General features: G+C 60.7%; 19 protein-coding genes. 3 read left to right on the forward strand and 16 right to left on the reverse strand.

Translation table 11 applies throughout. The features are described 5' to 3' along the window. Window positions 1–21: 21 nt before the first annotated feature. Window positions 22–1,044: an extracellular catalytic domain type 1 short-chain-length polyhydroxyalkanoate depolymerase gene (locus tag DQ393_RS23750; RefSeq protein ID WP_245430439.1), complete on the forward strand. Its 1,023-nt coding sequence runs from the start codon at window positions 22–24 to the stop codon at window positions 1,042–1,044. A 73-nt stretch (window positions 1,045–1,117) separates the two neighbouring features. Here the strand turns inward: DQ393_RS23750 and DQ393_RS23755 are convergent, their stop codons facing one another. The 6 genes from DQ393_RS23755 to DQ393_RS23780 all read right to left on the reverse strand — a co-directional run bounded on the left by DQ393_RS23755 (window position 1,118) and on the right by DQ393_RS23780 (window position 7,332). Then, window positions 1,118–1,408, reverse strand: a complete 291-nt coding sequence (locus DQ393_RS23755) for a helix-turn-helix domain-containing protein (RefSeq protein WP_112344168.1) — start codon at window positions 1,406–1,408, stop codon at window positions 1,118–1,120. A gap of 64 nt (window positions 1,409–1,472) precedes the next feature. Next, a complete protein-coding gene (locus DQ393_RS23760) occupies window positions 1,473–2,708 on the reverse strand; it encodes a glycosyltransferase family 4 protein (protein WP_112344169.1) in 1,236 nt (411 codons plus the stop codon). Next, window positions 2,705–3,967 carry an O-antigen ligase family protein gene (locus DQ393_RS23765; protein WP_112344170.1) on the reverse strand — a complete coding sequence of 421 codons (1,263 nt, stop codon included), beginning with the start codon at window positions 3,965–3,967 and terminating at the stop codon, window positions 2,705–2,707. The genes DQ393_RS23760 and DQ393_RS23765 overlap by 4 nt, the downstream gene beginning before the upstream one ends. Next, complete coding sequence (locus tag DQ393_RS23770; protein WP_112344171.1) at window positions 3,964–5,523, reverse strand: undecaprenyl-phosphate glucose phosphotransferase; 1,560 nt, start codon at window positions 5,521–5,523, stop codon at window positions 3,964–3,966. The genes DQ393_RS23765 and DQ393_RS23770 overlap by 4 nt, the downstream gene beginning before the upstream one ends. A 76-nt stretch (window positions 5,524–5,599) precedes the next feature. Continuing rightward, window positions 5,600–6,745 carry a glycosyltransferase family 4 protein gene (locus DQ393_RS23775; protein ID WP_112344172.1) on the reverse strand — a complete coding sequence of 382 codons (1,146 nt, stop codon included), beginning with the start codon at window positions 6,743–6,745 and terminating at the stop codon, window positions 5,600–5,602. Between the two features lie 11 nt (window positions 6,746–6,756). Then, entirely contained in the window at window positions 6,757–7,332 is a 576-nt protein-coding gene (locus DQ393_RS23780; protein WP_112344270.1) for a polysaccharide biosynthesis/export family protein, read from the reverse strand. A 191-nt stretch (window positions 7,333–7,523) separates the two neighbouring features. Between DQ393_RS23780 and DQ393_RS23785 the strand changes: the two genes are divergently transcribed. Next, window positions 7,524–9,767 carry an exopolysaccharide transport family protein gene (locus DQ393_RS23785; RefSeq protein ID WP_112344173.1) on the forward strand — a complete coding sequence of 748 codons (2,244 nt, stop codon included), beginning with the start codon at window positions 7,524–7,526 and terminating at the stop codon, window positions 9,765–9,767. Here the strand turns inward: DQ393_RS23785 and DQ393_RS23790 are convergent, their stop codons facing one another. Beyond that, window positions 9,768–11,024 (reverse strand): GNAT family N-acetyltransferase, encoded by a 1,257-nt coding sequence (locus tag DQ393_RS23790; protein ID WP_112344174.1) that lies wholly within the window; start codon window positions 11,022–11,024, stop codon window positions 9,768–9,770. It abuts the gene before it with no gap. Window positions 11,025–11,159: 135 nt separating this feature from the next. Then, window positions 11,160–11,369: a DUF2842 domain-containing protein gene (locus DQ393_RS23795; RefSeq protein WP_047627098.1), complete on the reverse strand. Its 210-nt coding sequence runs from the start codon at window positions 11,367–11,369 to the stop codon at window positions 11,160–11,162. A 112-nt stretch (window positions 11,370–11,481) separates the two neighbouring features. On the opposite strand from DQ393_RS23795, the gene DQ393_RS23800 reads away from it, so the two are divergent. Continuing rightward, entirely contained in the window at window positions 11,482–12,585 is a 1,104-nt protein-coding gene (locus DQ393_RS23800) for a COX15/CtaA family protein (protein ID WP_112344175.1), read from the forward strand. Between the two features lie 124 nt (window positions 12,586–12,709). On the opposite strand, the gene DQ393_RS23805 is transcribed toward DQ393_RS23800, so the two are convergent. The 8 genes from DQ393_RS23805 to DQ393_RS23840 all read right to left on the reverse strand — a co-directional run bounded on the left by DQ393_RS23805 (window position 12,710) and on the right by DQ393_RS23840 (window position 19,281). Then, window positions 12,710–14,017, reverse strand: a complete 1,308-nt coding sequence (locus DQ393_RS23805; protein WP_112344176.1) for a DUF2778 domain-containing protein — start codon at window positions 14,015–14,017, stop codon at window positions 12,710–12,712. Window positions 14,018–14,446: 429 nt separating this feature from the next. After that, window positions 14,447–15,379 carry an N-acetyl-gamma-glutamyl-phosphate reductase gene (argC, locus tag DQ393_RS23810; protein ID WP_112344177.1) on the reverse strand — a complete coding sequence of 311 codons (933 nt, stop codon included), beginning with the start codon at window positions 15,377–15,379 and terminating at the stop codon, window positions 14,447–14,449. Between the two features lie 136 nt (window positions 15,380–15,515). Further along, entirely contained in the window at window positions 15,516–16,469 is a 954-nt protein-coding gene (gene speB, locus DQ393_RS23815; RefSeq protein ID WP_112344178.1) for an agmatinase, read from the reverse strand. Continuing rightward, window positions 16,450–16,827 carry an antibiotic biosynthesis monooxygenase family protein gene (locus DQ393_RS23820; protein ID WP_112344179.1) on the reverse strand — a complete coding sequence of 126 codons (378 nt, stop codon included), beginning with the start codon at window positions 16,825–16,827 and terminating at the stop codon, window positions 16,450–16,452. Before DQ393_RS23820 ends, speB begins: the two co-directional genes overlap by 20 nt. Before the next feature lie 42 nt (window positions 16,828–16,869). Next, window positions 16,870–17,133 (reverse strand): hypothetical protein, encoded by a 264-nt coding sequence (locus DQ393_RS23825; RefSeq protein ID WP_112344180.1) that lies wholly within the window; start codon window positions 17,131–17,133, stop codon window positions 16,870–16,872. A 139-nt stretch (window positions 17,134–17,272) separates the two neighbouring features. Beyond that, window positions 17,273–17,740 (reverse strand): 30S ribosomal protein S9, encoded by a 468-nt coding sequence (rpsI, locus tag DQ393_RS23830; RefSeq protein WP_112344181.1) that lies wholly within the window; start codon window positions 17,738–17,740, stop codon window positions 17,273–17,275. A 2-nt stretch (window positions 17,741–17,742) separates the two neighbouring features. Then, entirely contained in the window at window positions 17,743–18,207 is a 465-nt protein-coding gene (gene rplM, locus DQ393_RS23835; RefSeq protein ID WP_004122374.1) for a 50S ribosomal protein L13, read from the reverse strand. A 237-nt stretch (window positions 18,208–18,444) separates the two neighbouring features. After that, window positions 18,445–19,281, reverse strand: a complete 837-nt coding sequence (locus DQ393_RS23840) for an EamA family transporter (protein WP_112344182.1) — start codon at window positions 19,279–19,281, stop codon at window positions 18,445–18,447. Window positions 19,282–19,434: the final 153 nt, after the last annotated feature.

Consider the following 19,434-nt stretch of genomic DNA (forward strand, 5'->3'; position numbering starts at 1 on the left):
TTGGCGTGGATGGAAAGGTCAATGATGAATTTTAAAGTTCCGAGCCGGCTTCGCCGCTTGCTCGTCGATTCCGTAGAGCTGCCGCAGCTCAAATTTCCAATGACGCGGCCGCTGTCGCAGCCATCACGCCGTCGTGTTTCCGCGCGGCTTGCGCCGCAGCGTCTGACGGAGGTTTTGTGGTTCGGCCGCAACCCCGGCGATCTGCGCATGTTCGAATATGTGCCGCCGGGCGTCAAAGGCCCGATGCCGCTCGTCGTTATCCTGCACGGCTGTCACCAGAATGCCGAGGATTTCGATCGTGCCAGCGGCTGGACTGCGCTCGCTCGCGCGCACGGCTTTGCCGTGCTCTATGCCGAGCAGAAGATGTCGAACAATCCCAATCTCTGTTTCAACTGGTTTCGTCCGAGCATGGTCACGCGCGACCGCGGCGAACTCGGCTCCATCCGCGAAATGATCGATTTCAGCCGTCGGGTCCACGATATCGATGACGGCAGGATTTTCGTCATGGGCCTCTCGGCAGGCGGCGCCCTGTCGGCTGCGTTGCTGGCAACCTATCCGGAGCTGTTTGCAGCGGGCGCCATCATCGGCGGCCTGCCTTTCGGCGCCGCCCGCGATGCCATGTCGGCGCTCGACGTCATGAGGCGGGGCTCGACCAAGACAAGTGAAAAATGGGGCGAACTCGTTCGCGAAGTCTCGCCCGAAGCTGCGCGCTATCCGGCGGTCTCCATATGGCATGGCGATGAGGATGAGGTCGTGTCCTTCGCCAATGCGGAGGCGTCCGTGGCGCAATGGCTGGCTGCGCATGAGCGTCCGCGCACCAAAGGCCGGCTGCGTCTCTTCGAAGGCGGCGAGCGGCGCGAATGGCGCGACGACTACGGCAACATGATCCTGGAGCTCGTAACGCTGCACGATTTCGGGCATGGCCTGCCCGTCGGTTCTGCTGTCGAGGGCTGGGAGCCGGCCAACGATACCGAACGCTTCATCCTGCCCGCAGTACTGTCGGCGCCCGAAGAACTCGTCAAAAGCTGGAAGTTGTCGGCTTGAAGCACACCGTATGAACGGCTTGCGAAAGATCAGCGTCTAAAGCGCCGGAGCGGATATTAGAGCGCGCCGTACTCTAGTCGTCATTGGTGGCATTCAGGTTTTCGGGCCGGATGCCGTCATTCTCAGACCAATGCTTGAAGCGTATGCCAGGACCGCCAGTGCCATCGCTGCCGCCGGCGAGGAAGACGACGCCGTGATTTTCCAAGATGGAACGGACTGCGGAAAGTGCCTTGAAATCGCTTGAGGCGCCATCCGTTTCCAGTGCCTCGATCGTCGAAACCGGAAGCTTGCTTTCGTTGGCAAGCGCTTCCACCGTCAGTCCGAGCATGGCGCGTGCGCCGCGTAATTGCGCTGAAGTAATCATGGGTTAAGTCTATCGCATCGGCTCCGAAAGCGGAACTGGTTTCGAACAAAAATCACGCGGAAGTCTAAAGGGCGGCCGCGCTCTTTCTTCGGCCCTCCACCGTATCCAGCAACCTGGCATTTCCCTCCAGTTCCAATAGTGCGGGGAGGGGGCGACCAAGCAAATCATGATAGATTTTTTCGGTCGCGTCGGCCATGCCGCTCAGCGTATAGCCATCCTTGCGCCGCCGAGCCTCCGCTGTCAGGCTTGCAAGCAGCATCGGATCGGCAAGGCGCGCCATCGCGGCTGCCAATGCTTCCGGGTCGTCGCTGTTCGGGACGATATAGCCGTTCTTGCCGTGTTCCAGCACCGTGCGCGCGCCACCGACATCGGCGAGCAGCAGCGGCTTGCCGGCGGCTGCAGCCTCCAGCATCACGTAGGACATCGCCTCGTAGCGGCTCGGCATGACCACGGCATCGAAAGCGTCGATGGCGGTCACGCCCGGCACGCTGCCGTCGAGCCGCGCGCGGTCTTCGAGGCCTGCGACCTTGATCTTCTCCTTGACGCTCTCGGCCAGTTCGCCGATCCCGATCATCAGCAGATAGGCTTGCGGCATGTCTGCGGCTATTCGCGCAAAGGCATCCACAAGGCGCTCCGGTGCCTTCTGGCGGGTCATCCGGCCGACGAAGCCGAAGAGAAGGGCGCCCTGCGGGATGCCGTACTTCTTGCGGATGGCCGCGCGCTGGCTGAGAGGCGGCGCGTTGACACCGTTGACGACGACACTTAGGCGCGCTTCGGGAATGCCGAGCGAGACGGCATGATTATATTCGTCCTGCGAAACGCAGACCAGGCGATCCGTCAGCCAGGTGCCGAGAAAGCGCTCGATGCCGCCATAGATCAACCGTCCCTTGGCGCCGAGCGTCGGGTCCATGGTGCGGAAGGCATGCGGCGTGTAAAGGACCGGCGCATGCCGTCGCGGCAGCCGCAGGCGCGTCAGCGCGCCGGCTTTCGAGCTATGGCCGTGGATCAGATCGAAAGGCCCATATGCTGCCGCAATCCTGCGAAGCTGCCACCAGGCCGAGAGATCCCAAGGACCTGGTGCGCGCCGCATGTCGAGCGGAATGACATGGTCCAGGCCGATGTTCTCCAACTCCGTCACAAAGGCGGTTTCGGCGCGCACCGGCGAATAGATGGCGGTCACCGAATGGCCGCGATGCTGCATCGCCCGGCACAGATCGAGAAAATGCCGCCCGGAGCCGCCGCCGCTTGGTTCGAGAACCTGCAGCAGTGACAGACGCTTGACGTTGGTACGGATGTTCAAGGCGCTGCTTCCCTTCTGCCCAAGCCACGCTGATACTTTTGCTCGAGAGCGCCGCAGCCCCAGACGATGCCGATCAACATGTAAAGATGACGCCAATGGTCGGTATCGATGACATTGCCGATGCCGACATGGCCGAGAATGACGATCCAGGCGATCATCACGAAGGGCTGCCAGGGGCGTTCCCTCAGGAGATTGCGGAAGCCGATGTAGATGGTCCAGCAGATCATGCTGATCCAGCAAATAAAGCCGAGCCAGCCGTAGGTGGTCAGCGTCTTGAGCCAGGTATTGTGCTCGTCTTCGCGAAAGATCTGGCCGAAGACCAGGGGCCCTATGCCGAGCGGCCGTTCCATCGACATCATGAAGCCGATGCTGTGGCGTTCGAAGCGGCCGAGATGTCCGCCGTCATAGCTCTGCACGAGCTGCGTGCGCGTGGAAAACAGGTCGCTGACCTGCGGAAACTGCAGCGCGATGACAAGCAGGACGACCATCAGGATGATCGCCGTCAGCGACATGACCAGGATGCGTAAGCGGAACCTATTGCTGCGATGTTTCAGCAGCATGCAGAAGATCAGCATCAACGAGGCGAATGCGAACAGCGCCCAGGCCGCGCGGGAGAAGGAGAGAAAGATGCCGAAGGCCAGGACGAAGAGGCAGACGCCCTTGATCGGAGCCTTCTTCAGGTCGCCGATCAGGAGGCCGTGCATGAGGTAGATGCTCGGTGTCACCAGGTAGGGACCAAAGACGTTCGGGTCCTGAAAGGCGCCCATGGCGCGGTCGTAGCGGGTGAAGATGTCGAAACCCGGCATGGCATGGAAATAGCCGAGAATGCCGAGGCTCGCGGTGATCAGCGCCGCCACCACCCAGGTATTGAAGATCAGCTTCAGCCGTCTTTCGCTATCTTCGGTAATGGCCGCATAGAAGACGGAGCTCAGCGCCAGAAAGGTGGATACGGCGATATAGATCGGACCGTCCAGATGGTTGCCGGCGGTAAGATCATGCATCTGCGTGATCGAGAGCATGCCGCCGACATTGAATGCCAGGAACAGCGCCAGAAGCGGCGCGATGCTCCGCGATATCTTCAGCCCGAGGATGAACCATATGCCGATGAGAAAGGCGAGCCACAGCTCATAGGGCGCCGGCTCCGCGATCACGAAGCCGGAGAGAAGCACGCCGACGGCGACGCTCGCAGTGCCGACCAGCCGCATTGCGGCAAGCTGCGGCTGGGCGACGCCGGACGATGGGAGGTCGATCGCGCTCAATAGGCGTTTTCCGTATTGAGCAGACGGAACGGCGTCAGGAACAGGATCTTCAGGTCGAACAGCAGCGACCAGTTCTCGATATAGTAGAGATCGTAGGCCGTGCGGAACTTGATCTTGTCGTCGCTGTCGATCTCGCCGCGCCAGCCGTTGATCTGCGCCCAGCCGGTCACGCCGGGCTTGACGCGATGGCGTGCGAAATAGCCTTCGACGACATCCGCGTAGGTGCGGTTATGGCTGGCGGCAAGCACGGCATGCGGCCGTGGACCGACCAGAGAGAGATTGCCGAGCAGCACGTTGAAAAGCTGCGGCAGCTCGTCGATCGACGTCTTGCGGATGAAGCGTCCGACGGGAGTGACGCGTGGATCGTTCTTCGTCACGGCGTTGCGCGCCGTAGGATCGCTCATATGCGTATACATGGAGCGGAACTTGAAGACCTTGATGATCTCGTTGTTGAAGCCATGGCGCTTCTGCATGAAGAAGACCGGCCCCTTCGAGGTCACCTTCACGGCGATCGCTGCCCCCAGCATCACTGGCCAGAGTAGGGCGAGTGCCACGAGGCTGAAGAAAATGTCGAAGATGCGCTTGGCAACGCCGTCCCAATCCCGGATCGGCTTGTTGAAGATATCGAGCATCGGCACGGCGCCGACATGCGAATAGGCGCGTGGACGGAACCGCAGCTTGTTGGCATGTGCCGCCAAGCGAATGTCGACGGGAAGCACCCACAGCATCTTGAGCAGCTGCAGGATGCGCTCTTCGGCGCTGATCGGAAGCGCTATGATCAGCATGTCGACACGCACGAGCCGGGCGAATTCGACGAGTTCCATCACCGTCCCCAGCTTGGGATAGCCGGCGACCATGACGGGCGAGCGCTTTTCGCCGCGATCATCGAAGATGCCGCAGATGCGGATGTCGTTGTCGGGCTGGTGTTCCAGGGCGCGGATGAGTTCCTTGGCCGGTTCGCCGCCGCCGATGATCACGGCGCGCCTTTCCATGATGCCGTTGCGGGCCCAGTTGCGAATGCCATAGGCGAAAAGCAGCCGGGCGACGAGCAGGAACCCAGCACCCACCGCGAGCCACACGCCGAGAAGATGGAGCGAATAGATGTTGTTGATGTCGAACGGGATAAGCGCGATGGCCATGACCGCAAATGCGCCAGCCCACGCTCCGAGAATCCGGTGCAGGAAGTGATGCGGCGTGCGCAATATCGGTATCTGATAGGCATCGGCGATCTGCTGAAACACGATGGCAAGACCACTGAGCGCGATGGTTACCGCAGCCTTCGACACGAACGGATGATCGTCCGGCGCCGTTCCGAAAAATAGGGTTGCAAGCCCGAGCGCAAGCAATGACAGGAACTCGAACAGCCGATACTGCCCCACGATGATCGCCGGAGACTGATTGGTTTCGCGAAACTGTTCGGCGATTTGCCGGGCATAGGCATTCAAGCTGCCCGGTTGGTCGCTGCGCGGCTCTTCGGCATCGCGGGTGCGGATTTCCGAAACCTGCTTGCGAATATTGTCCAAGTTAAATTGCTCGGACTTCTCACTGGTGTTCATGGCAATTTATCCGGTCGTTACCGGAAAATGGCTATCAGATATCAGCTAAGAAACACTTACAACACTTGCTTGTATTCTAAACGTCGCCGTCCATGCCAAGTATATTTTGATACAGACGCAGAGTATCTCGAGCCATGGCCGAGGCAGAAAAGTTTAAGCGGATTGTTTCGATATGAGGCATGTTGCGGTGGCCGAACTCCGGCTCGCTTATCGCCTCAGCCATCACGCGCGACAAGTCGTCTGCGTCCTCCGGCTTGGCGAGCGCCGGGCTGTTTTCGCCGAGCGCTTCCGGAATGCCGCCGACGCGCGAGGCAATGACGGTCTTTCCGGCGGCAAGCGCTTCCAGGACGATATAGGGCATGGCTTCGGCGCGGGAGGGAACGATGACGTTCTGCGACACCGTAAAGGCCTCCTGGACACGCATGGCCGGAAGCATGCCTATGCGGTGGCCAAGGCCGCGCTCGGTCATCATCTTCTGGTACTTTTCCCTGTCCGGCCCGTCGCCGATCATCAATGCCGAAAGCGGCCTGCCGATCCGCCGCTCGGTCCTCGCAAAGGCGTCCACGAACAGATCGGGACCTTTGAGGTCCCGCAGCATGCCGATGTAGACGAAATGCACCGAGTCCGATCGTGTCGGCACAACGCGGAAATCCCGGTCGCTGATGCCGTTGTAGATCATGACGGAGCGGGTCCGTGGTTTGCCGATCTTCCTCTCGTAGGTGCGCCGTTCGAAATCGCAGATGAAGATCAGCCCGTCGGTCAGGAACTCCAGCATGCGCTCCATGCTATGCACCAGCATGCCCTGCAGCGAGGCGCGGGGAAAGTGGAGGCTGCCGCCATGCGCGGTATAGAGGCGGGCTACGCGATACCTGTTGACCCGCAGGATCGAGCCGAGAACGCGCGCAAGCAGGCCGCCCTTGGCGCCGTGCCCATGCAGCACGTCCGGCCGCAAACTTCTGATTTCCTTGTAACTGCTCCAAAGCGTCGCTGTATCCGAAAGGCTGATCTGCCGTCGGATCGGCAGCCGGATCACGCCAAGCGCCAGAAAGGGCGCGATATCGCTGAACAGGCGATCCTCATGTTCGCCCCCGGTGAGGCTGTCGCAAAGGATGCCGACCTGATGTCCCGCCTTGCTCTGCTCTTCCACCAGGTCGCGGACATGGCGGAAAATCCCGCCGACCGGCGATCTGAAGCAATGGAGTATTCGGAGTGGTCTGGCCATGAGCGGTGCGGTTAGAACAACCGCTCTCTGACATAGATCGTGTCGCCTGCCAGCACCGGATCCGAAATGCCGACCCGTCCCGTCATGACATGACCGTTGATCTTGCGGGTGACATCGGCATTGGATTGGTTGGCCCTGCTCGTGAAGCCGCCGGCAACCGCAATGGCGTTTTGGATCGTCATGCCGGGCACGTAGGAATATTGGCCGGGCTGACCGACCTCGCCCATAATATAGACTGAGCGATAGCGGTCGATATCGATGGTCACGTCGGGGTCGCGTATATAGCCCTGGCGGAGCTTCTGCGCGATCTGGCCGGAAAGTTGCTGCAATGTCCTGCCGCGGGCAGGCACCTGGCCGATCAGCGGGAAGGCGATGTAGCCGGCCTGGTCGATCGTATAGGTATTGGTCAATCCCGGCTGGTCGAACACCGTCACGCGCAGCCGGTCGCCGCTGTCGAGCGCATAGGGCTGGATAGTAGCCTCATTGAAGGCTTTCGGCGCAGGCTGATAGGTATTGCAGCCGGTAAGCGCGGCGCTCACGGCTGCCACGCCAAGTGCCAGGAATATCTTTGGCTTTGCGAAGGGCATTTCGCGCTCATAGGAAAGGGAAAACACTGTCGTCGTTATCAATCCGTTAGGGTTAACGGCCGGTAAAGAGCGAAGGAAATTCCGGCAGAAATTAGTGGATCTCAAAATAACGCTCGAGAAATACTATTAACCCTTGGGTTACCATAGTCGTTTACGATTAATTCCGACTTTCTATTACGGAGTTCTTGTATATGTCCGGTGTCAACAACACCCAGCAGGATGTGGACATCGATCTCGCGCAGCTCTTCCGCGCCGTATGGCAGCGGCGGTTGCGCGTCATTGCCATCACGCTGGCAGGGGCCTGTCTGGCCTTCGTCTTCGCGAAGTTCGTGTCACCGGAATATCGCAGCGAGGCGCGTATTCTGATAGAGCAGCGCGCGCCGGCATTTGCGACGACGACGGCCAACAACGACTCCAGTTCGGCGCCCTTGCTGGACGAGCTCAACATTGCCAGCCAGGTGCAGATCCTGCAGTCGGCGGATCTGGTCAAGCAGGTCATTACCAATCTCAAGCTCTACGATCGCACTGAATTCGCCGCCGGCAACAATGGCTCCGCGCTCTCCGATATCCTGGTTAAATTGCACCTGAAGCGCGCTGCTGCCGACAAGGCACCGGAAGAGCGGATGCTGGATGCCTTCAACAGCCGCCTGCAGGTTTACCAGATCAACAGTTCGCGCGTCATCGGCATAAGCTTCACCTCCCGCGATCCGGATCTTGCGGCCAGCGTTCCCAATGCGATGGCGCAGGTCTATCTGTCGATGCAGAGCGGTGCCAAACTCGATTCCAACAGCGAGGCGACACGCTGGTTGGAGCCTGAGATCGCCAAGCTGCGCGAGAAGGTTAGCGAGGCCGAAAAGAAGGTCGCGGATTATCGCTCCGCCAATGGCCTTCTTCAGACCAGCCAGAACAGCAATTTCGCCACGCAGCAGCTTGCGGATATTTCCACTCAGCTCGCTCAGGTGCGCGGCGACCGCGCCAATGCCGAGGCGCGGGCGCAAGCCGTGCGCAGTGCATTGTCCAGCGGCCGTTCCACCGACACGCTCGCCGATGTCTCCGGGTCGCTGAGCATCCAGCGGCTGAAGGCGACGGAATCCGGCCTGGAATCGCAAATCTCGGATTTGTCCACGACACTGATGGATGGTCATCCTCGTCTGAAGAGCCTGCGCGCGCAGCTTGCCGATATCCGGCAGCAGATCAATCGCGAGACCCAGAAAATTCTGGCCAGCATTGAGAACGAGGCAAAGGTGGCGCAGCTGCGCGAACAGCAGCTATTGGCGCAATCGAACACGCTGAAGGCCGCCAGCGCGCGGGCAGGGGAGGACGAGGTCGGCCTCAATGCGCTGGAACGCGAGGCGACGGCCGAGCGGCAATTGCTCGAAACCTATCTCGCACGCTATCGCGAGGCCACGTCGCGCGCCGACAAGAATTCGAGCCCTGCCGATGCCCGCGTAGTCTCCACCGCTGTCGAGCCGGCCGATCCGTCTTTTCCGAAGGTCGGTCCCATCGTCATCGTTGCGACCTTGGCGACTTTTATCCTGACTGCCATCGTCATCATGCTCGCTGAGTTGTTCAGCGGCCGGGCATTGCGGCCCATCGGTCCTGCGCGCAGGGAAGCGGCAGCCTCGGCCGGAGAGCCTGGGCAGACCCAGGCCGACAACCCAGCCGATGCCACAATCAATACCGACATGATGCCGGCTCTCGCCGCTGTCAGGGCAAGCCGCGGCGCGATGCACGCGAGCCTGCTTTCGGTTCCGATGGAGGAAACACCTATCCAGGCCGCGGATCCCGCCATCGGTGGGACAGATGAACCGCAGAGCGAAGGTCATGCGGTGGAGGAGGAAGAGGATTTCTCCATCCAATCCGTCGCCGATTATTTGATCGACAACGGATCGCGATTGGCAATCGCGATATCACCGACCGGTGACGACGGATCCACCGCGACGGTGATGCTGGCGCGGACCATCGCCGATGCGGGAAGCCGCGTCGTGCTGGTCGACATGACCGGTTCGGGATGCCCCTCCAGGCTGATGGCCGAACATGGAGAGCTTGCCGGCGTGACGGATCTGCTTTGTGGCGAAGCCGCCTTTGGCGACACGATCCACCCGGATCGGCTGTCGGACGCCCATCTCGTCCCGCAAGGCATGAGCGATCTTGCCCGCGCCATGCGCGGCGCCGACCGCCTTTCGCTGATCTTGGATGCGCTCGGTTCGGCCTATGATATCGTTCTGGTGGAATGCGGCGCGGCCGAAGTTTCCGGCGTCGCGCGGCTGACGCGCAGCAAGGACACGGAAATCATACTTTCCATGCCGGAGCCCGAAGAGGGCCAGTTCATTGCCGCGATGGCGGAGTTCCAGAAAGCGGGCTACGAACACATCATCCTGATGTCCGGATGGCGCGAGGAACATGATCCCGATACGCGCCGCGACGCCGCCTGATCAGTCCCCGTCGGCATCGCCTGCCGGCGGCGCGTCGGCACTGCGGCGTGCCCGTATTCGCTGGATGGAGGCATAGAGCTTTCGATTGGACTTGATCGCCGCTTTCGTGCGCGTCATGCTCCGGTGTGCCGCTGCGGCGAGATGGCCGATGCCCGAGATCGGCAGGAACAGATCATGCTGCACTGTTTCCATCGGGCACCAGGAGCGCTTGTAGATCTGGTCGCCGATGCCAAAATCGAAGAGGGCGGCGCCTTCGCGATGCAGTCGCTCGATCATCAGCCAGAACAGCAATTCGCCGGGGCTCGCCTCGGCAACCAGCGTCTCGTCGATGGAGGCGAACTGGCAGATGACGTGATCTCCCTTTCGGGAAAGGGCTGCGACCGCCGGGATGTGCCCGTCATGCTCGCCCTTGAGGCGTAGCGCGTGCATCTGCAACGTCGCGTCGGCCGTGTTGTTTCCGCGCCGGTGCAGCAGCGCGTGCAGCGCGTTTTTGGTCGGAGCATCGTCGAAGACGTCGGGCAGACCGGCCTCACGGAAACGGATCGCCTTCTGGCGGAAGAACAGGCCCAGGAGAGCATCCTGCTCATCGGGGTCGCCAATCACGTATTCGTAGCCGCCCTTGGCGTCGAGAATTCTGCTTTGATGCTTGAACTTCTTGCGCCGCCGCTTGGCGTTCACCTGCTTCAGGCTTGCTTCGAAACTGCCAAGAAAAGGCATCTGGAAGGCATGGTTCTGGTTTTCGACGGCGGGGAGGGAGGCCAGCGGGCTGGCGCGGCCACGCCATTCGAAAGGTACGTTGCGTAGGATGGCGAGATCCGCCCTGCCGCGCAAAGCGGCCGCGATGGCTGCCGCCTGGGCGGAGGTCAATTTCCCATCCGCGAGAAACTCGGCCGAAAACAGGCCGGTGTTGATGTTGCTGTGTCGGCTCCCGATGAATTCTGCGCGCCTTATTCCACGGCTGCGAATGATTTCCAGCGGTAGAATGAAAGCGAGGCGACCTCCGATGGAACCTCGAACGATGGCGAGAGGATGCCGAAAGCTTTCGGCCCAGGCCGCACACCAATCATAGCTCTGGTGCAGCGAGGCGAGATCGTCCTGCTCTAGCATGCGCCATTCCGCTTCCAGCGGTGCCATGCTGTCGACGATGTCGATCCGAAGACGATCGGCTCTGACCGGCTCCATCCGATTGGATGCCGTGCGCCCGTCCGCTGTCTCGGCGGGCGGCATGCCGGCGATATCTCGCATTTGGGTCTGCATCCGATCTTCTCCGCTCCGGCGGCATTCGAAGGCAGTCTGGCAGGCAACGGCTTATTTTTGGCTTAAGATGAGACAGTCACGCGCTGGAAGGCGCGGATCAGGGTTAGCCTTGTGTAAATCACGGCCAGGCGAGCCTCATTGCGGACGTGGGCCGGCCATCCACTTGATGATGCCCATTGCCGGCAATACCCAGATGATGCCGCTGAAAAAGAAATACAGGAAATGAACCCAGCCGGGTTGATCCGCAAGCGTTCGCACTGCAACGATCATGGCAACGATCGCATAGATTGCAACCAACAGCACGAGCAGGATCATGCCTATGAATTTGCGCAGGCGAAGCGGCACGGGATTTTCTCCTCTTGACGACGACATGCCGCGACGGCATGCCGCAAACTCCCGGGACTTGTTTTGCACGCCCCTATCGGGCAAATCAACAGCCTGATCGAAGGGAGAAGCCATGGCCGCCACTAATTTTACGACCGAACAGGCGATTTTGAAGGAAGTGGCCCGTCAGGACCGCAATCGCCGCGCCATCCGCATCTGGCTTGCCTGCGTGCTTCTGGTTCTGTTCGGCCTCGTGCTGGTGGGCGGGGCGACGCGCCTTACCAATTCAGGCCTTTCGATCACGCAATGGCAGCCGATCCACGGCGTCATCCCGCCGCTGAATGCGCAGGAATGGGAAGAGGAGTTCACCCTCTACAAACGCATCCCGCAATTCCAGATCCTGAACAAGGACATGACGGTCGACGAGTTCAAGACCATTTTCTGGTGGGAGTGGGCGCATCGTCTGCTGGCGCGCACCATCGGCATCATCTTTGGCGTGCCGTTGCTGTTCTTCGTTCTGACCGGCCGTGTCGAACGGAAGCTCTGGTTGCCGCTGGCCGGCATTTTCGTGCTTGGCGGTCTTCAGGGGGCGATCGGCTGGTGGATGGTCTCTTCAGGCCTGGAAGCGCGCACCGATGTCAGCCAATATCGCCTGGCCACCCATCTCGTCACCGCCTGTCTGATCTTCGCCGCCTGCATGTGGTTCATGCGCGCCTTGTCGCCGCATTCGAACGAACCGCCGCCGACGCGTTATTCGGCGATGCTTGCCGGTCTCATCGCCTTCATGGCGCTGTTCCAGATCTATCTCGGCGCGCTGGTCGCCGGTCTCGATGCCGGCCTCTCCTATAATACCTGGCCGCTGATGGATGGAGCTGTCGTACCTGGAGACCTCTTCATACAGTCGCCGGGCTGGATCAATTTCTTCGAGAACCCGAAGACAGTCCAGTTCGTCCACCGTCTCGGCGCCTATGCGCTGTTCATCGTCGTCGCCTTCAACATGATCATCTCGCTGCGGGCAGCGCCGCAAACCACGCATGCGCGCCGCTCCGTCATCGTGTTCGTGCTGGTGCTGATCCAGGCGATCCTCGGCATTTCGACCCTGCTGCTGCATGTGCCGCTCGATCTGGCCCTTGCGCATCAGGCAGGCGCCTTGATCGTCTTCGGCTTCGCCATTGCCAACTGGCGGGGTTTCTACGGCGAACTGCCGCATCAGACGTCGATTGTCGTGGGAAACTGAGGCGTATCGCGCCGCGATCCTTTTAGAGCATTTCCAGGAAAAGTGCGGAGCGGTTTTCCGTCTGGAATGCGTTGGAGAATAAGAAGATAGAGCTTTTCGCGATTCGAAGAAAAGCGGGAAAGCTCTAACGCGCCGAGGCGACGCTTGCAGTCGACGACACGCGCGGGACCACTTTCAGACGCTTGATTTCGCCACGCTTGAAGGCGGCCAGAAAGCGGCTGTAATCCTTGAAGACCACGCAGCCATTCGATTCGGCACGACCCCCTCTGAGCATGTAGGTGTGAGCCAGCAAGCCGTCGCGGCCGTAGATGCGGGCGCCGTTTGCAGGTGTCAGGCGCAGCGCCTGCACACCGTGAAACAGGCTTTCCCTATAGGTCAGGTTATAAGTTTCGGGCGGCGTCGGGCCGGTATTCTTGCGGTCGACATAGCGGGGATTGTCACGCATCAGACCGAGGCCGGAATGGGCCTCGAGGCGCTCGCCGCTCGGCAGATAGACGGTCTTCGCCTCGATATCGTAGATCGCAGTGCCTGCGCCGGGGCTGATGGCAGCGAAGGGATTGATGAAGGGCTTCGTCTTGCGCACGGAACTGTCGTCCGGATCCGCATAGGCCATCAAGCGCGATGACGGCTGAGCCGCAGTCTCGTTGCCCGTTGCCTTGGCGATAGCGGCGGTGGCGCCGGCGCGCTCTACCGGCGTTTCGCGGACAGGGCGGGCCACGGGGATGACGTTGAGCACGGCCTCGGCCACGGCAATGTCGGCATCCTTGGCGGGCAATGGCTTCGCTTCGGCAACGGCAGGCAGGCTCACCGCGGGTGCTGCCGCGGCAATGGCAGCCGGCTGCGCGGTCGGGTTTACGGGGCTTGCAGCGGGTATCAGGGCCGCGGCATATTTCACCTGGTTCAGCTGCTGCACAGCGATAGCGAAGGTTACGGCGATTACTTTACGCAGACGGTCGATCGTTTCCGGCGGAGCAGCGGCTACTTCGATACGGCCGCTTTTGATGCTTGCCGCCGCGTTTTGTGCCTGCTTGATCTCGGAGGCCTGCTGCGCCAGGGCATTCGCCAGTTGCAAGCGAACCGCGTCCGTGCCGGCGGCTTTCGCTTGAACTTCTGCGTCAGCCATGCCGCCGAAACGGCTCTGCCCATGCAGCGATGTCGTCTGCGCGGCGATATGGGTGGGACGCATCACATGGTTCTGCGGTACAATGAAGGCCGAGGCGCGCGGCGCAAGGAAATTGTCGGACGAAGCCGCGCCGGGAAGCGACAGCACCATCGATTGCGTTGTCATGAGCGTCGCGGCAATCCAGGCGAAAGCCGCTACGGCAGCGCCGGTTGCCAAGGTACCGGGACGGATTCGGAAGGATTTTTTCGATCGCGGGGCGTAGCCGGAACGCGAATTGAAGTTACCGAAGGTCTCGGTCGCAAACGCCATGATACTCGTTATCCAAACTACACAGACACCACGCCGGCTCAAAAACGCACACGCGCCCTAACGCGAAAGCCGCGTCCGGCCGCCGACTTGCCGACTGTCTGGAAGCATGCCGAATTATGGTAACCAATTCCTTTACGATGGTTCATTCTCGGATATTCATTGAAAAAAGGGATAGCTTTGAACGCCCTGTTCGTTCGGTCAGTGAAGCCGTTAAAGAGCAAATCCGCCCGCCAATTGGTCGCGGAGCCTCATGGCCGATCACATTTCCGTGCAGCGCCAGCTAATTTAGTGAGAAGGCGGAAATAAGGCCGAGCGGATTTGTGCGCTTGAAATCGCGAATGGGCTGCTGCCGATATAAGAAAACCCGGCCTTGTCGATCCTTTGCGGAGGACGGGCCGGGTTGGTGAAGCGTCACCTGTGTCGGGCGATTTAAGCGCCGAGCATCAGATCCATGTTCTGCACGGCTGCACCCGATGCGCCCTTGCCGAGATTATCGAGCAGCGCCACCAGATTGACCTGCGCGCCGCCCGGCGTGCCGAAGACGAAGAGCTTCATCGTGTCTTGGCCGGCAAGTTCGACGGCATTGACGCGGGGAAGGGCGCGGCTCTCATCGAGCGAGACGACCTGGACGATATCCTGGCCGGCATAATGCTCGACGAGCGCAGCATGGATGCTTTCGAGCGTTGCACCCTCCGCCAGATCGCCAAGATGCAGCGGCACCTGCACGATCATGCCCTGGGGGAAACGCCCCACGGATGGCGAAAAGATCGGTGCCCGGTCGAGCAGGCCATGCGTCGTCATCTCGGGCACGTGCTTGTGGGTCAGCGGCAGCCCGTAGAGGAAGTGCGGCGCGGTGATCGCATCCGGATGATCCGGATTTTCCATCTGCGCGATCAGCTGCTTGCCGCCGCCGGTGTAGCCGGAAACGGCGTTGACCGTCACGGGATAGTCCGCCGGAATAATGCCGGCGGCGCGCAGCGGCCGGATGAGGCCGATCGCACCCGTCGGATAGCAGCCGGGATTGGCGACGAAACGCAAAGACTTGATCCGGTCGCCCTGATCCTTGTCCATTTCCGCGAAGCCATAGGCCCAGTCGGGGTGGATACGAAAGGCCGTCGAGGTGTCGATGACGCGAACATTATTGTTGGCAGCCACCATCTTTACCGCTTCCTTCGACGCATCGTCGGGCAGGCAGAGAATGGCGATATCGGCGCTGTTTAGCATGTCCTCGCGCATGGCGGCATTGCGCCGCTCGGCTTCCGGAATGGACAGAAGCTCGACATCGCGGCGGTCGGCCATGCGCATGCGGATCTGCAAGCCCGTGGTGCCGTGTTCGCCATCGATGAAAATCTTCGGTGCCATCGTATTCCTGCTCTTTCAATAGGTTGAGAGTGTTTCCGGACTCAGTTTGCCATGCAGTTGATTCAATTTCATAACGGCCGCTTCGGAGGCAGCACGACGGTCTTCAAAAACCGCCGCGCTGTTCCGAAATCGTGCGTCAGCGATCGCTCGCACGTCGTTCGGCGTGGAGACCGAGCATATACATCGCCACGGTCGCGCCCGCAATGGCGGTGATGTCGGCGTGATCATAGGCGGGCGAGACCTCGACGACATCGGCACCCCTGATGTCGAGCTGATGCAGTCTCTGCAGCACCGACAGGATCTTGGCGCTGGAGGGACCTCCGGCGACCGGCGTTCCCGTGCCCGGCGCATAGGCGGGGTCGAGGCAGTCGATGTCGAAGGTCAGGTAGGTCGGCGCACCCTTGGTATGGGAGATGATCGTAGAGGCGATATCGGCGGCGCTCATCTCCTCGACCTGGTGGCCGTAAAGAATCTGGATGCCGAAATCGTCAGGCGCATGCGTGCGGATGCCGATCTGGAGGGAGCGGTCCGGATCGATCAATCCCTCACGCACGGCGCGGGCGACGAAGGATCCGTGATCGATGCGTCCGCCGTCATCGAACCACGTATCCTGATGGGCGTCGAACTGCACCAGCGCCAGCGGCCCGTGCCTGGCGACATGCGCCTTCAACAGCGGCCAGGTGATGAAGTGATCGCCGCCGAGGGTCAGCAAGAAGGCGCCACTGTCGAGGATCGTCCTTGCCTGCCGCTCGATCGCTGCCGGCGTATCCTGATGATTGCCATAGTCGAGCAGGCAGTCGCCATAGTCGATGACGGCCATCTCGGCGAAGAGATCGCGGTTGAAGGGATATTGCGGATCATTGTCGAAGATCGCCGAAGCACGACGGATTGCCTGCGGACCGAAGCGCGTTCCCGGCCGGTTGGAGGTCGCGGCATCGAAGGGAATGCCCCACACCACTGCATCGACGCCATCAAGCAATTTGGAAAAGCGGCGGCGCATGAAGGAGAGCGCGCCTGCGAAGGTCGGGTCGCTGGCGGCAGAGGTCAGGCTGGTCGCCGTGAAGGCATGGTCAATCGACGCGCTCGGCAAGAGTATCTCCTTTGTTCAGCTGGAAATCATAGGCCCGTTCTATTCGTCCTATGCGAACCTTGTATTGTTCGTACCAGCGCTCGCGCCCGAGTTTTTGCGCGGCCAGATGCGACACCACATTCTTCCAGGCAAGAATGCTTTCCTCGTCCCGCCAGAAGGAGTTGGTGATGCCGAAGCCATCGGCGCCTCTCGCGCTTTCAAGCCCGAGACAGCCGTCTTGCTCCAGCGCCAACGCCTCCATGCGCTCGCCCATGGCGCCGTAACCATTGTCTCCTTCCGTTCGGACCGAAGCGAAGGAAACGATGTAGTAGGGCGGCTCGGGGGTCGCCGCAAAACGGGATGTTCTGTGCGTGCTCATGGCGTGCCTCACGGGTTAATCGCAGACGAATATGCGTGACGCTTATTTGCCCGATCTGGCGGTGCATTGATACGCCTTTTTCACGCAGGCGATCTGCGGCGTCGAACAGTCGGCCCGCCCATCTGTCACGATACAATAGGAGCAGCTGTCGTTGAACTCGCGGCAATCCGGGTTCGCCTGAAGAAAATCCTTCATGCTCTGCATATCCGCGGCGCTTTCGGCAGGCTCGGCCGGTTTGGCATCGTCACATAGGGCGGGCGAGACACTGACGGTCAGGAGCAGCAGCGGAAAGACGAATCTATGCATGGAACTCTCCCTGAGCTTGTGGTCGGACCTTGCCACAAAACCGGTCCCTTGCCTTGGCGAATCTGCATCATTTTCAATGCCGCAAAAGAAAAAGGCCGGGAAACCCCGGCCTTTCCAATGTCCGATCTCGGATAAGCGATTAACGCTTGGAGAACTGGAACGAACGACGTGCCTTTGCACGGCCGTACTTCTTGCGTTCGACGACGCGGCTGTCGCGGGTCAGGAAGCCGCCCTTCTTCAGGACCGAGCGCAGGCCCGGTTCGAAGTAGGTCAGCGCCTTGGACAGGCCGTGGCGAACGGCACCGGCCTGGCCGGAGAGGCCGCCGCCGGCAACGGTTGCGATGATGTCGAACTGGCCGTCACGGGCAGCAGCGACGATCGGCTGACGCAGGATCATCTGCAGAACCGGACGGGCGAAATAAGCCGTGTAGTCCTTGCCGTTGACGATGATCTTGCCGGAGCCGGCCTTGACCCATACGCGGGCGACGGCGTCCTTACGCTTGCCGGTCGCGTAGGAGCGGCCGAACGAGTCGACCTTGCGGACGTGAACCGGAGCAGCAGCTTCCGATGCCGTGCCGAGATCCTTCAGGGAGGAGAGGTCAGCCATTATCAGGCGCTCCTTACGTTCTTCTTGTTCAGCTTGGCGACGTCGAGAACGACGGGCTGCTGGGCTTCGTGGGGATGGTTCGAGCCGGCGTAGACGCGCAGGTTCTTCATCTGGCGACGGCCGAGCGGACCGCGGGGAACCATGCGCTCGACGGCCTTCTCAACGACGCGCTCCGGGAAGCGGCCTTCGATGATCTGGCGAGCCGTACGCTCCTTGATGCCGCCGGCATAACCGGTGTGCCAGTAGTAAACCTTGTCTTCGTACTTCTTGCCGGTGAAGACGACCTTGTCGGCATTGATGACGATGACGTTGTCGCCGTCGTCGACGTGCGGCGTGAAGGTAGCCTTATGCTTGCCGCGCAGACGCATTGCGATGATAGAAGCGAGACGGCCAACGACAAGCCCTTCGGCGTCGATGAGAACCCACTTCTTCTCCACCTCTGCAGGCTTCTGGGAGAAGGTTGCCATGTTGCATACTCTCTTTTAGGACCCTTGGCCCGAAGGCGTCTGGGCGTTTCTTGTTGCTTGGTTTGACGCGCAAGGATGCGTGCCAAAAAGAAAGCAGCCCGGAAAGGCTGCAATCTGCGGCGGCTTATAGAGCGATTAGGCTCCTGGGTCAATATCGCCAGATCGGATGACTATAAAAAATATGCATAAAAATCAATGGCTTGTATTTGTGGTATAGTAAAACCACACATTTTGCCGTCAGCCAAGCCGTAAAATCAGCACTCCGGCGGCGATAATGGCGCCGGCAATATAGCGCCAGATGCTGGAGCGCTCCTTCAAGACGACGACGGAGATGATCAAAGCAAAAAGGATCGATGACTCGCGCAAGGCGGCAACCATCGCCACCGGCGCCTTCGTCATCGCCCACAATGCCAGTCCGTACGAGGCGATCGAACCGCCGCCGCCGATAAACCCGCGCCACCAGTTATACCGGATGTGGGCGGCGACCGCACCGACACCGCGTTGCGAGATCGCCCAGGCGAAAAGGAGAATGGGAGGCAGTAGCGCCATCCATAGGGTATAGGAAACCGAATTGCCCGATATCCGGGCGCCGATGCCGTCGACATAGGTATAAGTCGCGATGACGACGGCATTGGCAAGCGCAAGCATGATGGCCCGGCGTCCACCCTTCCGTGCCTCGAAGGCCAGCGTCAATATACCGGCGCAGATCGTCATCGTGCCGATCAGCGCGCCGCCCGAGAGCGTCTCCTTGAGGATGAAGCTGCTGGTCGAGACAATGATAAGCGGCGCCACGCCGCGCATCAGCGGATAGACGAGCCCGATGTCTCCGGCGCGATAGGCGGCGGCGACAAGCTGGAAATAGGCAAATTGCAGGATGGCCGAAGCGCCGATGAACGGCCAGGCGGGAGCGGCCGGCAAGGGGAGGAACGGTAGCAAAGGGAGCGCTGCAACCGCGCCACCGGCCGACACAAGTGCCGCATCGAGCGATTTATCGGTTCCGGCCTTGATGATCGCATTCCACGTCGCATGCAGCAGGGCGCCGAATAGAACGAGCGCGATAACGTCGAAAGACACGAAAAACCTCGGAGATTAACGGATCAGGCGCAGATGCTTGGCATTTTGTGGGAGTCAGGCTTTCATATGATCCGCAATACATCAAAAAGCAACGAAATATACTCTGATATAAAGACTTGCCTCATCCCGGCCAAATTCGAGCGGCCGGCATTT

The organism is Martinezella tropici, from assembly GCF_003287875.1.
Taxonomy (GTDB): domain Bacteria; phylum Pseudomonadota; class Alphaproteobacteria; order Rhizobiales; family Rhizobiaceae; genus Rhizobium; species Rhizobium tropici_C.

Bases quoted from the DNA above. Each gene is read 5' to 3' on its own strand.
- DQ393_RS23750 (WP_245430439.1), top strand. From the start codon at position 22: ATGATGAATTTTAAAGTTCCGAGCCGGCTTCGCCGCTTGCTCGTCGAT.
- DQ393_RS23755 (WP_112344168.1), bottom strand. From the start codon at position 1,408: ATGATTACTTCAGCGCAATTACGCGGCGCACGCGCCATGCTCGGACTG.
- DQ393_RS23770 (WP_112344171.1), bottom strand. From the start codon at position 5,523: ATGAACACCAGTGAGAAGTCCGAGCAATTTAACTTGGACAATATTCGC.
- DQ393_RS23775 (WP_112344172.1), bottom strand. From the start codon at position 6,745: ATGGCCAGACCACTCCGAATACTCCATTGCTTCAGATCGCCGGTCGGC.
- DQ393_RS23780 (WP_112344270.1), bottom strand. From the start codon at position 7,332: ATGCCCTTCGCAAAGCCAAAGATATTCCTGGCACTTGGCGTGGCAGCC.
- DQ393_RS23785 (WP_112344173.1), top strand. From the start codon at position 7,524: ATGTCCGGTGTCAACAACACCCAGCAGGATGTGGACATCGATCTCGCG.
- DQ393_RS23790 (WP_112344174.1), bottom strand. From the start codon at position 11,024: ATGCAGACCCAAATGCGAGATATCGCCGGCATGCCGCCCGCCGAGACA.
- DQ393_RS23800 (WP_112344175.1), top strand. From the start codon at position 11,482: ATGGCCGCCACTAATTTTACGACCGAACAGGCGATTTTGAAGGAAGTG.
- DQ393_RS23805 (WP_112344176.1), bottom strand. From the start codon at position 14,017: ATGGCGTTTGCGACCGAGACCTTCGGTAACTTCAATTCGCGTTCCGGC.
- argC (WP_112344177.1), bottom strand. From the start codon at position 15,379: ATGGCACCGAAGATTTTCATCGATGGCGAACACGGCACCACGGGCTTG.
- DQ393_RS23820 (WP_112344179.1), bottom strand. From the start codon at position 16,827: ATGAGCACGCACAGAACATCCCGTTTTGCGGCGACCCCCGAGCCGCCC.
- DQ393_RS23825 (WP_112344180.1), bottom strand. From the start codon at position 17,133: ATGCATAGATTCGTCTTTCCGCTGCTGCTCCTGACCGTCAGTGTCTCG.
- rpsI (WP_112344181.1), bottom strand. From the start codon at position 17,740: ATGGCTGACCTCTCCTCCCTGAAGGATCTCGGCACGGCATCGGAAGCT.
- rplM (WP_004122374.1), bottom strand. From the start codon at position 18,207: ATGGCAACCTTCTCCCAGAAGCCTGCAGAGGTGGAGAAGAAGTGGGTT.